The 15730-nt window shown below is 50.7% G+C and carries 12 protein-coding genes; 3 read left to right on the forward strand and 9 right to left on the reverse strand.

Translation table 11 applies throughout. The annotated features are described in order from the left end of the window. Positions 1-432: hypothetical protein (locus tag GRX64_RS14435; protein ID WP_207308815.1), on the reverse strand; the 432-nt coding region annotated here is incomplete at its 3' end. Between the two features lie 283 nt (positions 433-715). Here GRX64_RS14435 and wecB point away from each other — a divergent pair. The 3 genes from wecB to GRX64_RS14450 all read left to right on the forward strand — a co-directional run bounded on the left by wecB (position 716) and on the right by GRX64_RS14450 (position 4561). Then, positions 716-1852, forward strand: a complete 1137-nt coding sequence (gene wecB, locus GRX64_RS14440; protein WP_166268456.1) for a non-hydrolyzing UDP-N-acetylglucosamine 2-epimerase — start codon at positions 716-718, stop codon at positions 1850-1852. Positions 1853-1878: 26 nt separating this feature from the next. After that, positions 1879-3144: a UDP-N-acetyl-D-mannosamine dehydrogenase gene (wecC, locus tag GRX64_RS14445; RefSeq protein WP_166268457.1), complete on the forward strand. Its 1266-nt coding sequence runs from the start codon at positions 1879-1881 to the stop codon at positions 3142-3144. Between the two features lie 61 nt (positions 3145-3205). Then, entirely contained in the window at positions 3206-4561 is a 1356-nt protein-coding gene (locus GRX64_RS14450; protein ID WP_166268458.1) for a glycosyltransferase, read from the forward strand. A 7-nt stretch (positions 4562-4568) separates the two neighbouring features. Here the strand turns inward: GRX64_RS14450 and GRX64_RS14455 are convergent, their stop codons facing one another. From GRX64_RS14455 to GRX64_RS14490, 8 genes are all read right to left on the reverse strand, one after another. Then, the gene (locus GRX64_RS14455) at positions 4569-6590 is read right to left on the reverse strand and encodes a PA14 domain-containing protein (protein ID WP_166268459.1); all 2022 of its coding nucleotides are present in this window, start codon (positions 6588-6590) and stop codon (positions 4569-4571) included. Positions 6591-6716: 126 nt separating this feature from the next. Next, positions 6717-8174, reverse strand: coding sequence for an oligosaccharide flippase family protein (locus GRX64_RS14460; RefSeq protein WP_166268460.1), 1458 nt, complete (start codon positions 8172-8174; stop codon positions 6717-6719). Positions 8175-8176: 2 nt separating this feature from the next. Beyond that, positions 8177-9310, reverse strand: coding sequence for a glycosyltransferase (locus GRX64_RS14465; RefSeq protein WP_166268461.1), 1134 nt, complete (start codon positions 9308-9310; stop codon positions 8177-8179). A gap of 19 nt (positions 9311-9329) precedes the next feature. Continuing rightward, positions 9330-10193: a hypothetical protein gene (locus GRX64_RS14470; RefSeq protein WP_166268462.1), complete on the reverse strand. Its 864-nt coding sequence runs from the start codon at positions 10191-10193 to the stop codon at positions 9330-9332. Beyond that, positions 10190-12100, reverse strand: coding sequence for an asparagine synthase (glutamine-hydrolyzing) (gene asnB / locus GRX64_RS14475; RefSeq protein ID WP_166268463.1), 1911 nt, complete (start codon positions 12098-12100; stop codon positions 10190-10192). Before asnB ends, GRX64_RS14470 begins: the two co-directional genes overlap by 4 nt. A 2-nt stretch (positions 12101-12102) precedes the next feature. Continuing rightward, entirely contained in the window at positions 12103-13266 is a 1164-nt protein-coding gene (locus tag GRX64_RS14480) for a glycosyltransferase family 4 protein (protein ID WP_166268464.1), read from the reverse strand. Continuing rightward, positions 13263-14615: an O-antigen ligase family protein gene (locus GRX64_RS14485; protein WP_166268465.1), complete on the reverse strand. Its 1353-nt coding sequence runs from the start codon at positions 14613-14615 to the stop codon at positions 13263-13265. Before GRX64_RS14485 ends, GRX64_RS14480 begins: the two co-directional genes overlap by 4 nt. After that, positions 14615-15691, reverse strand: a complete 1077-nt coding sequence (locus tag GRX64_RS14490; protein ID WP_235937698.1) for a glycosyltransferase family 2 protein — start codon at positions 15689-15691, stop codon at positions 14615-14617. The genes GRX64_RS14485 and GRX64_RS14490 overlap by 1 nt, the downstream gene beginning before the upstream one ends. Positions 15692-15730: the final 39 nt, after the last annotated feature.

The raw sequence follows: 15730 nt of genomic DNA on the forward strand, positions 1-15730 counted from the left end.
GTTATCAAATCGAATCCAAAATTCAACATACAACTGATCGTATCCTTGCGGTAAATACTTCAACATCATTGATTCGGAATTCCACCGCTTCCATCCGGGGTCATGTGAATCCCGATAACTGACCATTGACTTGCCTTTTCCCCCACGTGCTTTATCGGCATTCGAACCAAGGATCTCAATTGTTTCATGCCTGTCTGGATGGCCGGTTGAAGGAGCCCAGGTTGGATCATGACGAATTGAATACCAACCATCAGGTATGTCGTGAGTCGCAGCACGTTGGGTGCCATCACTGCTGCCATTCAGGACTGGCGTCCAATCTGGCTGATTATCAAAGTTATCCTGAAACAGAACCTCCGCCTGACTCCCTGTCGACGCTAAAACAATCGATATGGCCATTAGGTATTTACCAATGTGACCCTTGAGAAATTTCATAACAACCACCCTTCACTTGATGAAGTTCAGATACTTGAGAATAAGACATCACGGGCATTACAGGTGTGACAGCATCACGCTTTTCAAGCAAACTTCTGTAAAAACAACAGTGTTTTTGTAACCTATCGTTTCAGTCTAGCATCTAATAAGAACACCGACACAGCGTGCGATAGACCTAATTTTCCCCAAAAAACCTTCTATATCTTGTACAGTTATTAGCCCCTTTCTGGTAAAGTTTTGTAACAGACATTACTGGAACTGGCTCTCCACGGAAGGCAGTCATATGAGAGTGCTTACCATCTTCGGAACACGCCCAGAAGCCATCAAAATGGCCCCCCTGGCACTGAGGCTTGCAAGTGATCCACGATTTGAGGCCAGAGTTTGCGTCACGGCACAACACCGGGAAATGCTTGACCAGGTACTTGGCTTGTTTGGTCTCAAACCGGAATACGACCTGAACGTCATGAAAGCGGGTCAAACTCTATCTGAGCTTACCGGCCGCATTCTCACCGGTGTTGAGGAGGTCATCCGTGATTTCCGTCCGGGTATTGTGCTGGTTCATGGCGATACATCCACAACATTCGCCACAAGCCTCGCCTCATACTACCAACAGGTTCCTGTCGGCCATGTGGAGGCGGGATTAAGAACTGGCAACCTATATTCTCCGTGGCCGGAAGAAGGGAACAGGAAGCTTACCGGCGCACTGGCCGCCCTGCATTTTTCGCCGACCCGTTCGTCCCGGGACAACCTGTTATCTGAGGGTATACCGGATAACAAGATTACTGTAACTGGGAATACGGTGATCGATGCCTTGTTGACAATAGCGAACCGAATTGACCGTGATGCCAGTCTTAACGCCGATCTGGCCCGGCAATTCGCTTTCCTTGATTCTGAAAAGCGCCTTATCTTGGTGACCGGCCACCGCAGGGAAAGTTTTGGTGGTGGATTTGAGCGTATTTGTGAATCGCTATCGCGTATTGCCTGCACTCATCCTGATTGCGAAATACTCTACCCCGTCCACCTAAACCCCAATGTTCAGGAACCCGTTCGGCGACGGCTGAACGGCCTGAAGAATATTCATTTGATCGAACCCCAGGATTATCTGCCGTTCGTCTATTTAATGAAGCGATCACATTTGATATTGACGGATTCCGGCGGCATCCAGGAAGAGGCACCCTCCCTTGGAAAGCCTGTTCTGGTGATGAGGGATACCACCGAGAGACCGGAAGCCGTCAATGCAGGCACGGTTCGCCTCGTTGGAACCGATGTTGCGGCAATTACGAGCTCGGTCAATGAATTACTGAATGATGAGTCGGCCTATCAACGGATGAGCCTTGCCCATAATCCCTATGGCGATGGCAAGGCTTGTGAGCGAATTCTGGAGTCTCTGGCAGCTTCGGACCTTAATGGAAATGCCTGAACCAAGTAGGATTAAGGATACAAGCTATGGATGCACCATCAATTGTCGTCATGGGCCTGGGATACGTCGGACTGCCAACGGCTGCAATTTTCGCTTCGCGTCGAATGTCAGTGCTGGGCGTCGATGTGAATCAGTCGGCCGTAAACACGATAAACCAGGGCAATATCCACATTGTTGAACCCTCGCTTGATATTGTCGTGAGAGCGGCCGTGACTGAGGGTTATCTTAAAGCCGCCACCCGACCGGAAGCCGCGGACGCTTTTTTGATTGCAGTGCCCACGCCCTTTAAGGGAAATAAAATTCCGGACCTGTCGTATGTTGAAACTGCCACGCGCTCCATCGCGAAGGTATTGCACGCCGGCAATCTTGTGGTATTGGAATCTACGTCACCCGTAGGAACGTCAGAGCGCGTATGCTCTTGGCTGGCAGAGGAACGGCCGGACCTGACCTTTCCCCACAACCATGGCGAAAATTCAGATATTCGTGTTGCGCATTGCCCGGAACGGGTTCTCCCCGGGCACGTCATCCGAGAATTAGTTGAAAACGATCGAGTCGTCGGAGGCATGACGCCTCGATGTGCCGAGGCCGCACTGACGCTTTACAAACTCGTTGTCCAGGGCGACTGCATCGTCACCACGGCTCGAACCGCGGAAATGGCGAAGCTCACTGAAAACAGCTTCCGCGATGTCAACATTGCCTTCGCCAATGAATTGTCATTGATCTGTGACCACCTTGAAATCAACGTATGGGAAATGATCGGCCTGGCAAACCGCCATCCCCGGGTCAACATACTATCGCCGGGCCCTGGCGTTGGCGGGCATTGCATTGCCGTTGATCCCTGGTTCATCGTAGACAGTGCTCCAGATCAATCCAGACTGATTCGGTTAGCCCGCGAAGTGAACGACTTCAAACCCGAGTGGGTGGTGGGCAAAGTCAGGCAAGCTGTCGATAACTTGCATGCCGGCGACCCCTCGAAAACCAGACGTGATTTACGCGTTGCTTGTCTGGGTGTTGCTTTCAAACCAAATATTGATGACCTTCGGGAAAGCCCTGCTCTTAAGATTACCCAATCGATTGCCGAACTTGGGTGTCAGGTATTAGTCGTTGAGCCTAATGTCCGAAAATTACCCGATTCGCTCGTCGCCGATAATATTCAGAAAGTGTCCGTCGAGGAAGCGATCGAAAAAGCCGATGTGATATGCGTTCTGGTCAAACACCGCCCGTTTGAGGAGTTTCGCGAGCGCATAGCCGCATTTCAGTACCTCATCGACACCGTTGGCCTGACCGGCTGAATATGAGATTGCCAAAGGACAGACAATGACGAACACCAAGGTAGATCTGCAGGGTAAAAAGGTGCTGTTCATTGCCTATTTTTACCCTCCAACCGAAAGCACGGGCGTGCCTGGAAGCATGCGTACCGTTAAGTTTGTGAGGAATCTTTCAAATGGCGAGTGTCATGTAATGACCTCAGCTCACTCGATACCCGAACGCGACAATGCCCTTAATCACCTATCGATACCGATCAATGGCGAACATGTCCACCGGGTTGCGAGCTGGGATATATTCAAGCTCCTGCTCTTTGTCCGTCAAAAGCTTCGCAATTTTTTTCAGCAAGGTAGCAATGGCGCCAAAAACTCGGGCACAAGTAAACCCGTCTTCAAACATACTCAATCGGAACATGGGTCGGTAAAATCCGGTTTTCAACGGTTAAAGGATTTCATCTATAACCTCTGCTACTTCCCGGATCAGGCTGGGCCATGGATTATTCCGGCCGTCTTAGCCGGTCGCAGGATTGTGCGCAAGCACAACATGGATATCATTTTTGCAACGGGGTCGCCATGGTCGGGATTGATTACCGGCTACCTTATTAGCAAACTGACGGGCAAACCGTTCATCGCGGATTTCAGGGACCCCTGGATGAACAACCCGTTTCATCAATCCAAAGGCGCCCTGTTGGATCGCTGGGGCGCCAGTCTTGAGCGAAAGGTAGTGCAACACGCCAGCGCAGTGTCGCTGAACACCCCTCCTCTGATGGAGGAATTTTTAACGCGCTACCCCCAACTGAAAAGCGACAAGTTTTTTATTATGCCGAATGGCTTTGACCCTGCCGATTTCGACAATCTGAAACCAGAACCGAGGTTGAACGATGAAAACACCCTACTGCTGTGCCACGCGGGATTTTTGTACGGTGTAAGGGATCCGGAAGTTCTTCTTGAAGCCATTAAAGCCGCCAATCAACGGCTGTCCGGTTCTGGAAAACGTGTCGTTTTCCGGCAAATTGGCGATGTGCAGTTAAACTACGATATCCATGAACGCTATGCCGATTTAATTCACGACAGGTCACTCATAATAGACGCTCCCCGCCCCTATCAGGAGTGCCTCTCCGCGCTCGCCGCCGCTGACGCCGTTGTCAACGTTCAACCCGCGACTCAAAGTCAAATACCGTCAAAACTTTACGATTACCTGGGCATTAACCGTCCAATTATTAACATCACGTCCCGAGACGGTGCCCTTGGTCAGCTAGTGACCGATAAGCAACTAGGCATTCTTGTAGGGTTTGATGAGGTTGCCGCTCTCACCGACATCCTTGTCGGTGAAGCGGACGCCAAAGCCAATCGAACATTTAGCGGTTACGAGAGTCGTGATGAGTTCAACATCCGGAGTATCTCGGGCATTCTTGCGGACAAACTCGTACGCTACTCGATCTAATCTTTAATTACTCCACGACCGTATTGACCACCACCGACGGCGCACTTTCTTGGTCAGCAGTGTCCCTGGTAATAATGTAAAAATACCAGGTGCCTGAGCCAAGCCCCTCAAAGGTGTAGGAAGTGACATCTCCTGGCACGGTCACTGCCTGACTCAGTTTACTTGGGTCAGCGCTTTGACCATAACGAATTACATAAGCGGTAATTTCACTCAGAGAGATTGAGCTGCCATCCGTGCGCTTACCGGGTGCCGTCCATGTAATTGTCGCCGAGTTAACGGTCGGTGTTGGTTCGGGTTCTGGCGCCGGCTCAGTTGTGCCACCATCACTGATACTTCCCGTGTCAGCCGTCGTCACCGGCTCCAGAGTCCAGGGATTCAAGTCCGACTGGTACGCATCCAAGCTGGTGACACCCTGTTGGTTATAAACCGTTGACGCATCAGACTCCCACGCATTTGTACCATTCCGCATTTCCCATACATCGGGAATCCCGTCGTCGTCAGTGTCCGCCGAGATTGTTGTATCTATTGGAACGGTGAAATAAACCGATTCAGGGCTGACCGTTGACCCCGAAGTTCGATCGACGAGGGTCAATGATACGCGTGCAGCACCATAACCTTCGTTATACTCCACGGTCAGGTTGTATTCCGTATCTGCAGCCAACCTTACTGTTTCAGAATAGGTCCGGGAGGTCGGACCGGCCCAAGCATCAAGCACCAGAGTGCCATCCAGGTAGATCCGAACACCATCGTCTCGTAGGACCCGGAACTCAAAATCGCGCTCGCCGCTATTATGTGGAGGTAGTAATTTAGCAAACCAGCGAACACTGAAGCTGTCGTCGGGAACGCCATTCACGGGCGAACTGCCGCCCCAGTCCGATGTGACGTCGGTTTCCTGGCGAGAACTGACGTACCGCTCAAAGTTCCGCCCACTAAAATACTGTGCAATAAGCCCGGGCACCCTCTCAGCCAACAGTTCAGGTTCTGGCTCGGGTGCGACTTCGGGTTGATCATTTGGATCCGTAAGATCTGAACTGGCCTGGTATTCCTCCAGATTACTGAAGCCATCGCCGTCTTGGTCCAGGGACGCATCGGAAGCATCCAGAGGATCCAGTTTAAAGGCAAACTCGACGCCATCAGGGATTCCATCGGCATCCGTGTCGGCCTGGGTTGTATCCGTACCCAGAAAATATTCATCGGTTGCCGTCAGTAAATCACTGTCTGTATCCGACCGCGCATCATTTTCATCGGCAGGGTCAAGTCCTGCCTGTACTTCCCAGTTGTCGTACAGCCCATCCCGGTCCTCATCCAGTGGCGGATATACTGAGCTGAACTTGAGATCCTGCGCCCCGTCAAAGAAACCTACTCTGTAACCCCGAACATATCCCTCAACCGCCAGTTCATCCTCAGGGTAAATCTCGCTCGATTTCGCCACTGAATATAGGTATTGCCCGTCAACAACCGATTGGCCAAAACCTGGACCTTCCCAGGCAACACTGAAGTGGTCTCCACCAATGCCTTCTTTGTTGATAATTTCAAAGAAATAGCGCTTTCCTGCCTGCAAATTTATAAGGCCAGACGTCTGAGAACTGAACTTTCCGTATTCACCGCTGCCGCTGTAGGACGGCACTGACGCAATTACTTTTGCATTCCCGGCGGATTGATCCGTACTCAATAGAAACCGGGTTTCATCATCGCCCGAAACAAAAAAGCGATAACTGCCATCAGCAGGTGCTTGAAGGTACCCTCTGACAAGGCTTCCGTAGTTATCGCCGCGATTGCCAGCCCTTTCAAGCCGGGTTAGTTGCTCGACCACATCAGGGTTGTCTGGATACCGCGCAAGCCCTGTCATGTCACTGACATTGGTGCCTTCAATATCATCAAAGTAACGAACATCAACAATGCCTTGCTCGCTTTCGTCAGGCAATGCAGCAGGCGGTGGGAGTGTATCGATATCACGGACAGACCAGGATTGGCAACCAGACAGCAAAATACCAGACATAAAAAAGAAGGCTAACTTTCCTTTTGTCATAGTAGACTCCGGAACGATAGGTAAGCATTGATTGAAGCCTTTAAAGTATCGTCTCCGCTACGCCGTATTGCCATCTCATCGATGTACCGTTTGGCAATAAAAATCCAACCGAAAGAGATCCCCGATCTAACTCCCGACTCCCGAGAATCGTTTGCCACACCATTTTACAAAGTGGTCGACCTCCGATCTTAGCGGGTGGCGTACCGCAAAAATGGTGGCCAACCAAATAATTGGCAGGATAACAACAACCGCCCAAAAACCGTTTGAGACGCCTGTCAAGGCACTGGGCCCATAGACGTAAATCAACCAGGCAGAACCCCAACACAAAAATGTAATAACGCCATTGCTGAACCAGGCTCTCAACATCAATAAAGGCTGCAATCCTAAATAGTGGGTCAGTAACCAGGTTGTCGCCGCCAAATCTATAAAGCCGACAATCGTGAATGTGCGAGCAACCTGAAGCAATCCATAAGGAAAAGCCAGAATGATGCCCGCAAAATAAAGCGCAAACATCGTGCCCTCTTTCAACACCATCAGCTTTTCCTCGCCTCTAGCAACGAGTAGATCACTTGAAAACCAATGCACTGAACGGAACATGGCCCAAAATGCGATTAGCGTGGCATAGGGCGCGGCGTCATCCCATTGGTCGCCGAAAAACAGGCGAATAGCCGGCAGGCTGACAACACTGGCAACGGCCAGAATCGGCCAGATCAAGCCCCCGAGCAGCACACTGGCGCCAATGTACGCATCATTGACATCCTTGCCTGAACGCTGGACATCGGCGAGATAAGGCAGGACAACCGGCTTCACGCCCATCATCAGGGTTTGTGACACAAACTCGATAAAACCGAGGCCCCGGGAAAACATGCCAACCTGAGCGGTGGTGCCCATTTTGCCGATAATCATGTCCGGTGCTGTAACAACACCGCGGCGGAAAAAACCGGCCAGTGAATTGTAAATACCAAACCGTGCGATTGGACGAAGATTTCTGAATGAGGGTGCCCAGGGCATCCCTTTGGGTCGGAAGAAGTAGATGAGAAAGAATTCTACTATCACGGCTAATGTATAGCCCCACGCCAGCGAATAAAAACTATACCCCAGCAAGATCAGGCTGATGGTCGACACTAAATTGGTCAATGCAGTAAAAATTCGAACAACAAACAGATCGCGAAATAAAAACTCCCGCGTGAGTAGCGCGGTGGGTATGCTAATAAGCGGGGCGAGAAAGAAGCTGATCGACAAAATTCTGAAGATCACAACAATAGGTTCAAGTCCGTAGAGCTCGGAGACCGCTGGTGCAACAGCCCAGATGCCCAGCCCCATCCCCCACGAGATGAGGACCGTCAGTCCTGTTGCTGACCGAATTTTTTCGTGAGAAAGTTCCTTCTCACGGACCAGATACATTCCCGCTCCCAATAGCCGAAACTCACTCATGACCATCACGATGGCACTGGCAATCGCAAACGTACCGATCTCATCTGGCGTCAACAATCGGGCTACGATCATTGTGGACAGTAGCCCAATCAGCACGGCGCTGTAACGAGTCGCCGAAGAAAACAGGATGGCCTGGCGTACCTTTGACATAGTCAGTCCCAACCGCCCAGGATTTGTCTGTAAATTTTCAAATAGTGCCCAGCCATAACCGTCGCGCTAAAACGCTCGCTGAATCGGACACGACTGTTGCGGGCCAACGTCTCCCGCAACTCAGCATCCTTGTAAATTCGGGCCATCGCCTCGGCAAATTCAGCATCGTCATCGCTTTGTACGAGTAAGCCGGTTTCACCATGAATGACGATTTCCGGGTTACCGCCGACGGTGGTGGCAACCGCTGGAATTCCGAGACTCATGGCTTCAAGCAACGTCATTGAGGTGCCCTCGGTATAAGACGACAACAGAAACGTATCCATTATGGCAAGGTAACCGGATGGTTGGTCGATGAAACCAGTGAACAGCACTCTCTCAGAACAGCCAGTAGACTGAGCTTGGCGCTCTAGCTCTTCGCGTTCGGGGCCATCGCCGACCATTAACAGGTACGAGTTGGGGCAATACTTGAGAAATCGCGCGAATGCCCGAAGCATCATCTTCTGATTTTTGACACTATCGAGCCGGGAAACAGTGCCCACAAGGTAGGCGTTGACAGGGATACCCAGATGTTTTCGCGTTTTTGCTTCCGTCTCCGGATCACTCACCAGTGACCCAATACCGTTGTAAATCACCTGAATTCGCCAGGCCGGCATGAACTCATAGCGTGCTAGAGCCGTTCTCGTTGCCTTTGAAATGGCAACGATTGACGGTGTCGCCATGGCCAGAACCCAATTGATCACCGACGCTTTTATGCGATAACGATCTGGGTGAAACCGGCCATGTTCCGTAAATACAGTTTTGGCATTGGTCCCAAATGCCGCCAAACGTCCATAGATGAAGGGTGAATATTGATGACAATGCACAATATCAAAACCACCGTCCCGGATCATTTCGCGAATGGAGCGGACCAGTTTCCGATCGAACCCCGGGGACCGCTTAAGGGCTGACACTTCAATACCGTCTTTTTGCATCAGTTGCCCAAGCGCGCCAACGGATCCGTCAATACAGACTACACAGCTTAATGCTTCGGTTTCGGGTATCTGATGTACCAATTGCCGAATGACCTGCTCGGTACCGCCAATTCCCATATTGAAGGTGATGTGTAATATTTTGATCTGTTTTTGTGCCTGATCCATGGTGCTCCAATTCCTTGTTTCAGAAATTCTTGCGTCGACCTGACCTAAGTGCCCAAATAACTGGCACAAGCACCAGCACCAGCGGTAACAGCCATTTCATTACGTAGCTGACGTACTCAAACAGATATCGCAGTGTCATGAAGTGATAGGTATCCTCAAACAGCGTAAAGCTGGAGTTGTAGGCCTCAAACAGATAGTCAACCTCACGTTCGGTATAACCAGACGCCAGGTAGCGCGCTTTGACTTGGCCCGTATTGGCCTTGAGGTTCTGCAGAGACGTGCCCAGCGAGACACCGAAATCAGGGTCAACCAAAAACCGTGCACCATTGTCTCGCTCATATTCGACAATGACATGACCGTCGAAGGAAACAATCCGATTCGGTACATTGTACCGGTCCATCACCGACGAAAGCGCGATGGATGCATCACCGCATATACCAACACCTCGACGGATACTGCGGCGATAGTCTGCAAAGTGATACCGCTGGAACTGAGAAAGCCCCGAAAACTGACCAACCGCCCACAGAAAGTAATTTTCCCAAAACGGAACCAGCTGTCGATAGTCCGATGCATTAACCCGCTCCCAATCGATATGCACCAAACTGCGATTGATCACTTGGGTTGCCGATTCCGCAAGCTCCTTTTTCGAATCGATCTTCGCCAAAGCATCAATCGCATGCATACTTTCGGAATAACTCCAGACTTCCTTTGGGACAAATCGCAACTGCTCCAGGTCAGTCACACCAAGGCCAGGTTTGCGTATTGGCTGACTAAGGCCATATAAATTCACCACAAAAAGACAAACACCCAATATCAGGCTCACCGCCATCGATATTGACAACCACCGGTATTGGTGTTCAATTTTTTCAGTATGGGTGCTCATTGCCTTGCCCTTTGTGGTTCACCACTATAGGCCTGCCACCAAAGCTCAAAAGCCAACATACTCCAGATCTCCTGGGTGTATTGATTGTCTCCGGCTAAATGACGCTGCCAGAGTTTGCGCACGGCATTGATATTGAAGATCTGAGCCAACCCTGCATTCTCGTTGTGAAACGCGGTCTCAACTGCAGGCCGGATTTCCGTGCGCAACCACTCTGCCAGAGGCACTGAAAACCCCATTTTTTTCCGATACAGAATGTCATCGGGTAATAGCCTTGAAAAGGTATCTTTAAGGATAAACTTTTTCTCCTTGCCGTTCATTTTCAAAGCCGATGGTATACCCGCGGCATATTCAACAACCCGGTAGTCAAGCAGCGGAGCTCGTGTCTCAAGCGAGTGGGCCATGCTCATTCGGTCGACTTTGACCAGAATGTCACCCGGCAGATAGGTTTTGATATCGGTATAGAGGATTTTGGAAAGATGGTCGTCAGTGTCGGCTTTGCGATAATGCTGCCTGGTGATATCGGCCGGGTCATAATCCGCAGTGTCGCGGCTGAACTCACCGGTAACCAATTCGTCCCACACTGAACGCCGGAAGAAACTGTTGGTTATAAAAAAAGCTTCGTCTGGCTCTAGTGCCAGGGTTCCGAGCAATGACTGAGCCTTTCGGGCGACAGGCAAATTTATCGTTCCAGCCAATTGCGCAGCCCAGGGTAATACTCCGATCCGCAAAGCTTTTGGTATCAGATTCCTGAGACGATTTTCAATGTAATCAGTGCGATATTTACTGTACCCGGCGAAATTTTCGTCACCACCATCACCAGCCAGCGCCACCGTCACTTGCCGCCGGGCTAACTGGGACACAAAATACGTTGGCACAAACGATGGATCGGCAAAGGGCTCGTCAAAAAATCGCGCAATGTCGGTCAGGTGGCTGGCAACGTTTTCCCTGACGGTAAATTCATGGTGATCCGTCTGAAACTGTTTGGCCACCTGACTCGCGTACTGCACTTCGTCGAATCGCCTGGAATCAAAACCAATGGAGCAGGTTGTGACAGGCCGTTTGGATTGATTTGCCATCAAACCCACTATCGCACTGGAATCTACCCCGCCACTTAAGAATGCGCCCAACGGGACGTCACTGACCATCCGCAATGACACGGCGTCGTCAATCAGATCGTATAAGCCATCCCTGATTTCCGGCAAGGTGTGACCGTTCACCTTTGAGAACGACACATCCCAATATTGTTTGAGTTCACTCTGCGTACCATTGGTTGTCAGCCAATAGCCCGGCGGCAACTTGTGGACATTCTCGAATATGGTTTTGGGGTCGGGAACATATTGATAGGCAAAAAAATCCTTGATCGCGTCGGGGCGTAGCTTGCGTGGAATGAACGGGAGCTCAAGGAGCGATTTGATTTCCGAGGCGAATGCAAAACACCCACCTCCGTCGTAGTAATAAAGGGGTTTTTTACCCAATCGATCTCGCGCCAGAAACACCTGTTTGGTTTCAGTATCCCAGATGGCTATTGCGAACATGCCATTGAGGTCATCCAGGCAACGGAACCCTTTCTGCTCAAACAGAGCGAGCAGAACCTCGGTATCCGTGCCCGTCTTAAAGGCGTAACCGTCTTCTTCCAGTGCCTGCTTCAGTATTCGGTAATTATAGATCTCACCGTTGAAAACTATAAAGAATCGACCTGTTGCCGATTTCATTGGCTGGGTGCCTGAGTCACTCAGATCAAGAATACTGAGTCGTCGGTGGGCGAGCCCGATATGGTCGTCTATGAAGTGCCCGCTGGCATCGGGACCACGGTGAACAATGGCTTGCCCCATGCTTTCCAGCCACTGTCTGTGAACATCCCTGCCAGGCGTTGCCAGGGTTCTAAGAAAACCCGCCAATCCACACATGATTAACCAATCCTTTGGCTTTCTGAACCGGCCGCGAGGTCACGATTCAGGATTCGATGGAATAGCTGTTCGTATTCAATCGCCATTCGCGATGCCGAATACTGAGCCTCAATTTTTTGACGTCCGGCCGCCGTCAACTGATTAGAAAGAGCAGTATTGTCGAGAACCTTCTGACATTGTGATACCAGCGTCTGAATATCGCCATGTGGTGCCAGCATTCCGGTATTGCCATTATCAATCAATTGGTCCACGCCGGGAATATCGTAGGCAACTACGGGCACACCGACCGCCATGGCCTCCATCAAACAGCGCGGAATACCTTCCAGCGATGACGTCATTACAAAAAGGTCGAACCCAGCCAGACGCTCAATTCGGTCATTACAAAATCCTAAAAACCGAATCGCCTGGCCACTCTGGAGATCGTTTGCAATATGCTCAAGTTCTTTACGCTGACGTCCTTCACCCAATAATTCAAGTCGCAATCCGGGATCGTCCCGGTGCAGCAAATCAAAAGCCTTCAGCAAATCAACCAAGCCCTTGCGAGGAATTAGCTGACCAATAAAGCCTATTGTCCGTGTGTTGCCACCGTCATCGCTGATACTCGCTTTAGGCAAAGATGCAAGCTCTTTATCAATATCGAAGAGATCCACACCATTCCTGATAAAACGGGTCTTTTTAGTGGGAACATTAAATCGCCTCATGTCTTCGACAAGTTCCTCTGACAGCGGCGCCACCGCGTCAAAGTGGCGCAGCATATAGGTGCCAGCGCGGATGAACATACCCAATTTGAAACCAACTGCACCAGAAAACCCGTGAGGTGTGCTGACACAGGGAATTCCCGCTCGCCGAGCCGCCAGCCAGCCGAGAATGTCCGACTTATAACCGTGGCTATGAATGACATCGATTTCCCGCTCACGGATGATCTCTACCAATTGCGACACCACACGCAGGTCAAACCGACCTCGCATGGGCAGGTAATGAACTTTGCCGGCATCCACTGGGTATTGCTCAGCGACCGAAAGATCCTGGGTTTCACTCTCCTTCGTCACCGCCAGCTCACATATCATACGGTCATGTTGAGCGTTATTGGCTAATGCGATGACCCAGCGCTCTGCCCCATAGAACCCTGCAGGAGTGATGAACTGTAAAACGCGTATCGGCTTCATATTGGCTTTGCCTTCCTGACTGGCGATTTAATACCGTTGCGGTTAGGAACGATCGATTTTGCAATGGATTCCTGTTTTTGGAGGTAATACACATTCACGCCCGACGCCATCAACAAGATCATCCAATAAAGAATCTCAGCTCGAAACTGATTGATAAAGGTTCCGGCCACCAAATAACTGACAAGACCGCACTCTAACGCCAGCAATTTGAAGTACTGGCTATTGTGGCCTTCTTGAACAACCCACCGCTTGGCCTTTTGAGAAACCCGACGTAGCGAAAACAGGGCCGCAATAAAAATGCCAAAACCAAGCGGACCGACCTCTGACAGGCCTTGAAACCATAAGGAGTGGACACTGCGATTCTCGACACCGCCGCGGGTCTCATCATCCATATAGAGCGACGCCAGTTGGTTGTATCCCTGTATACCCATCCCCATGGGATGGTCCTCGAGCATGTCGAACGTTGTCAGCCAGAATACTATCCGGCCAGAGCCACTTTCCTTTGATTCTGGATTTTGTAGCGTTTGCATGCGCTCCCAAAACAAGTCGTCCGTAACATAAAGAGCGCCACTTAAACCGGCAACGGCAATCATAATGGCCATTGCACGCTGGCCTTTCTTTCGATACTTCGAAAACATCATGAAAAGTAGGTACAGGCCAGAGCCGGCCACCACCCCCAGGAATGCGCCGCGGCTGTTTATCAATACCAGCCCGTTCGCAATCAACGCCCCACAGGCCACGCATATCAGTTTTGTCTTCCAGCGACCCATCCACGCGTAATACATGAGTAACGCTCCAGCCGGCACCAACGCTGCAGCAACACCATTGGCATCCGGTGAATCAGCCATACCGATTCCCTCAACGCGGCTACCGACGTTACGGCCTGTAATCGTGGCGAGATAGCCAATATAGGTCGCACCGGCGATGTAGGCCCAGATCGCTGCATCCAGTGTCTTTTCCGAGTGCAGCAGTTTATAGGCCACCATGACAATGACGATCAGCTTCACGTAGTAAATGGTGAACTGGTCATGAGCTCTTGGGTTGAGCGCCCAGGTATATGCCAGAAAATAAACAGCGACCAACGCAATTAACCATTTGAATACCGGCTGGGTTTTCCAGGGGCTAGTTTCAGTGTATTTTCGGTAACCCAGTCCGAAGACCACGAGCATCAGCAAGGCGGAAATAAGCGAGTAGCTTATGCCGGGTATAAAAGCTGACCACCATCGTTGATCTGGATTAAAAAAATAGACGAGCTGATAAAGGATAAAAGCAGACGAACCACTGTAGAAAAGCGTGGCGGTAATGCCCCCAAAAAATACCATCAGGAACAAAAGCGCGAACTTGGACATTAACGTCGCTCCCGTTCAGTGCGGGCACTGCTCCAGACAACTTGAGTTTCACCTTTAAGCGCCCGAACAATACCGCGCAACGCATAGAGGTTGACCATGACAAAGTAATAGGGAACCGATACCCACACTGCCAACTGATTTTTATCGCCTTTACAGTGTCCGACCAGCGCAAGGCTCAGGATCAACAAACCGCCCAGTGTCAGTGCCTGGAATACTCGGACATGCGCTAGCGCCAGTACGGCACTGCCTGAAATCCCAACCACCAGAAACGCAGGAATTAGCCACCGCAACAACTTATGGGAGATAACCTCCCATGCAAATATTCCTACCTTTGCAGGATTCATGGCCGTCTTTACGCGCATCAAACCACGTATACTGCGATTTACAATGCGTTCTTTGCGGGCAATCTCACGCCCGAAGTCCCCAGCAGTTTCCTCATAGCACCGCGCTTCAGGCTCAAAGATTCCTCGGTAGCCTTTGCTGATTATCTGAAGTGGGTTAACAAAATCGTTGATATCTTTTTGCTGCAACGGCTCCCAGAGTTCTGATCGGATACCGTAGATAGCTCCGTCACCGCCGACCACAGAATGCAGACGTGACTCCATGGTTTTGATGGCCAGTTCATATCGCCAGTACAGGTTTTCACTTTTTGCGCTGGCACCTTCGTGAGCATCGGTATAGAGCGCTGCACCAACGACATACCCGACCCTTCGATCGGCAAAATTCCGCACCAGTTTACGAATGGCATCCGTATCGTAAAGGGCATTGGCATCGCTAAAAACAACAATCTCACTCGCGACTTTTTCCATCGCCAGATTCAGCCCCATTGTTTTTCCCAGCCGGCCTTCCTGTCGGATCAAATCGACCTGCTCACTCAAAAAACCCCTGACAATATCGTCTGTGCCATCGTCGGACCCATCGGATACCAACAAAATACGCAGTTTGTCCTTGGGGTAATCAAGGTTGAGTGCATTCTCCAGCTTTTCAGCAATGACAACCGCCTCGTTGTAGCACGAAATAATCAACGTAACGCTCGGAGTAATTTCCTCACGCTTGTGATTGATCGGTCGACGCATTCTGCTCGTTAACCAAAGTAACAACGGATAGCCCGCGTA

It is taken from the genome of Marinobacter caseinilyticus, from assembly GCF_011074955.1.
Classification (GTDB): Bacteria; Pseudomonadota; Gammaproteobacteria; order Pseudomonadales; family Oleiphilaceae; genus Marinobacter; species Marinobacter caseinilyticus.

Excerpts from the sequence above, each read along its gene's own strand:
- wecB (WP_166268456.1), top strand. The coding sequence starts at position 716 with ATGAGAGTGCTTACCATCTTCGGAACACGCCCAGAAGCCATCAAAATG.
- wecC (WP_166268457.1), top strand. The coding sequence starts at position 1,879 with ATGGATGCACCATCAATTGTCGTCATGGGCCTGGGATACGTCGGACTG.
- GRX64_RS14455 (WP_166268459.1), bottom strand. The coding sequence starts at position 6,590 with ATGACAAAAGGAAAGTTAGCCTTCTTTTTTATGTCTGGTATTTTGCTG.
- GRX64_RS14460 (WP_166268460.1), bottom strand. The coding sequence starts at position 8,174 with ATGTCAAAGGTACGCCAGGCCATCCTGTTTTCTTCGGCGACTCGTTAC.
- GRX64_RS14465 (WP_166268461.1), bottom strand. The coding sequence starts at position 9,310 with ATGGATCAGGCACAAAAACAGATCAAAATATTACACATCACCTTCAAT.
- GRX64_RS14470 (WP_166268462.1), bottom strand. The coding sequence starts at position 10,193 with ATGAGCACCCATACTGAAAAAATTGAACACCAATACCGGTGGTTGTCA.
- asnB (WP_166268463.1), bottom strand. The coding sequence starts at position 12,100 with ATGTGTGGATTGGCGGGTTTTCTTAGAACCCTGGCAACGCCTGGCAGG.
- GRX64_RS14480 (WP_166268464.1), bottom strand. The coding sequence starts at position 13,266 with ATGAAGCCGATACGCGTTTTACAGTTCATCACTCCTGCAGGGTTCTAT.
- GRX64_RS14485 (WP_166268465.1), bottom strand. The coding sequence starts at position 14,615 with ATGTCCAAGTTCGCGCTTTTGTTCCTGATGGTATTTTTTGGGGGCATT.
- GRX64_RS14490 (WP_235937698.1), bottom strand. The coding sequence starts at position 15,691 with ATGCGTCGACCGATCAATCACAAGCGTGAGGAAATTACTCCGAGCGTT.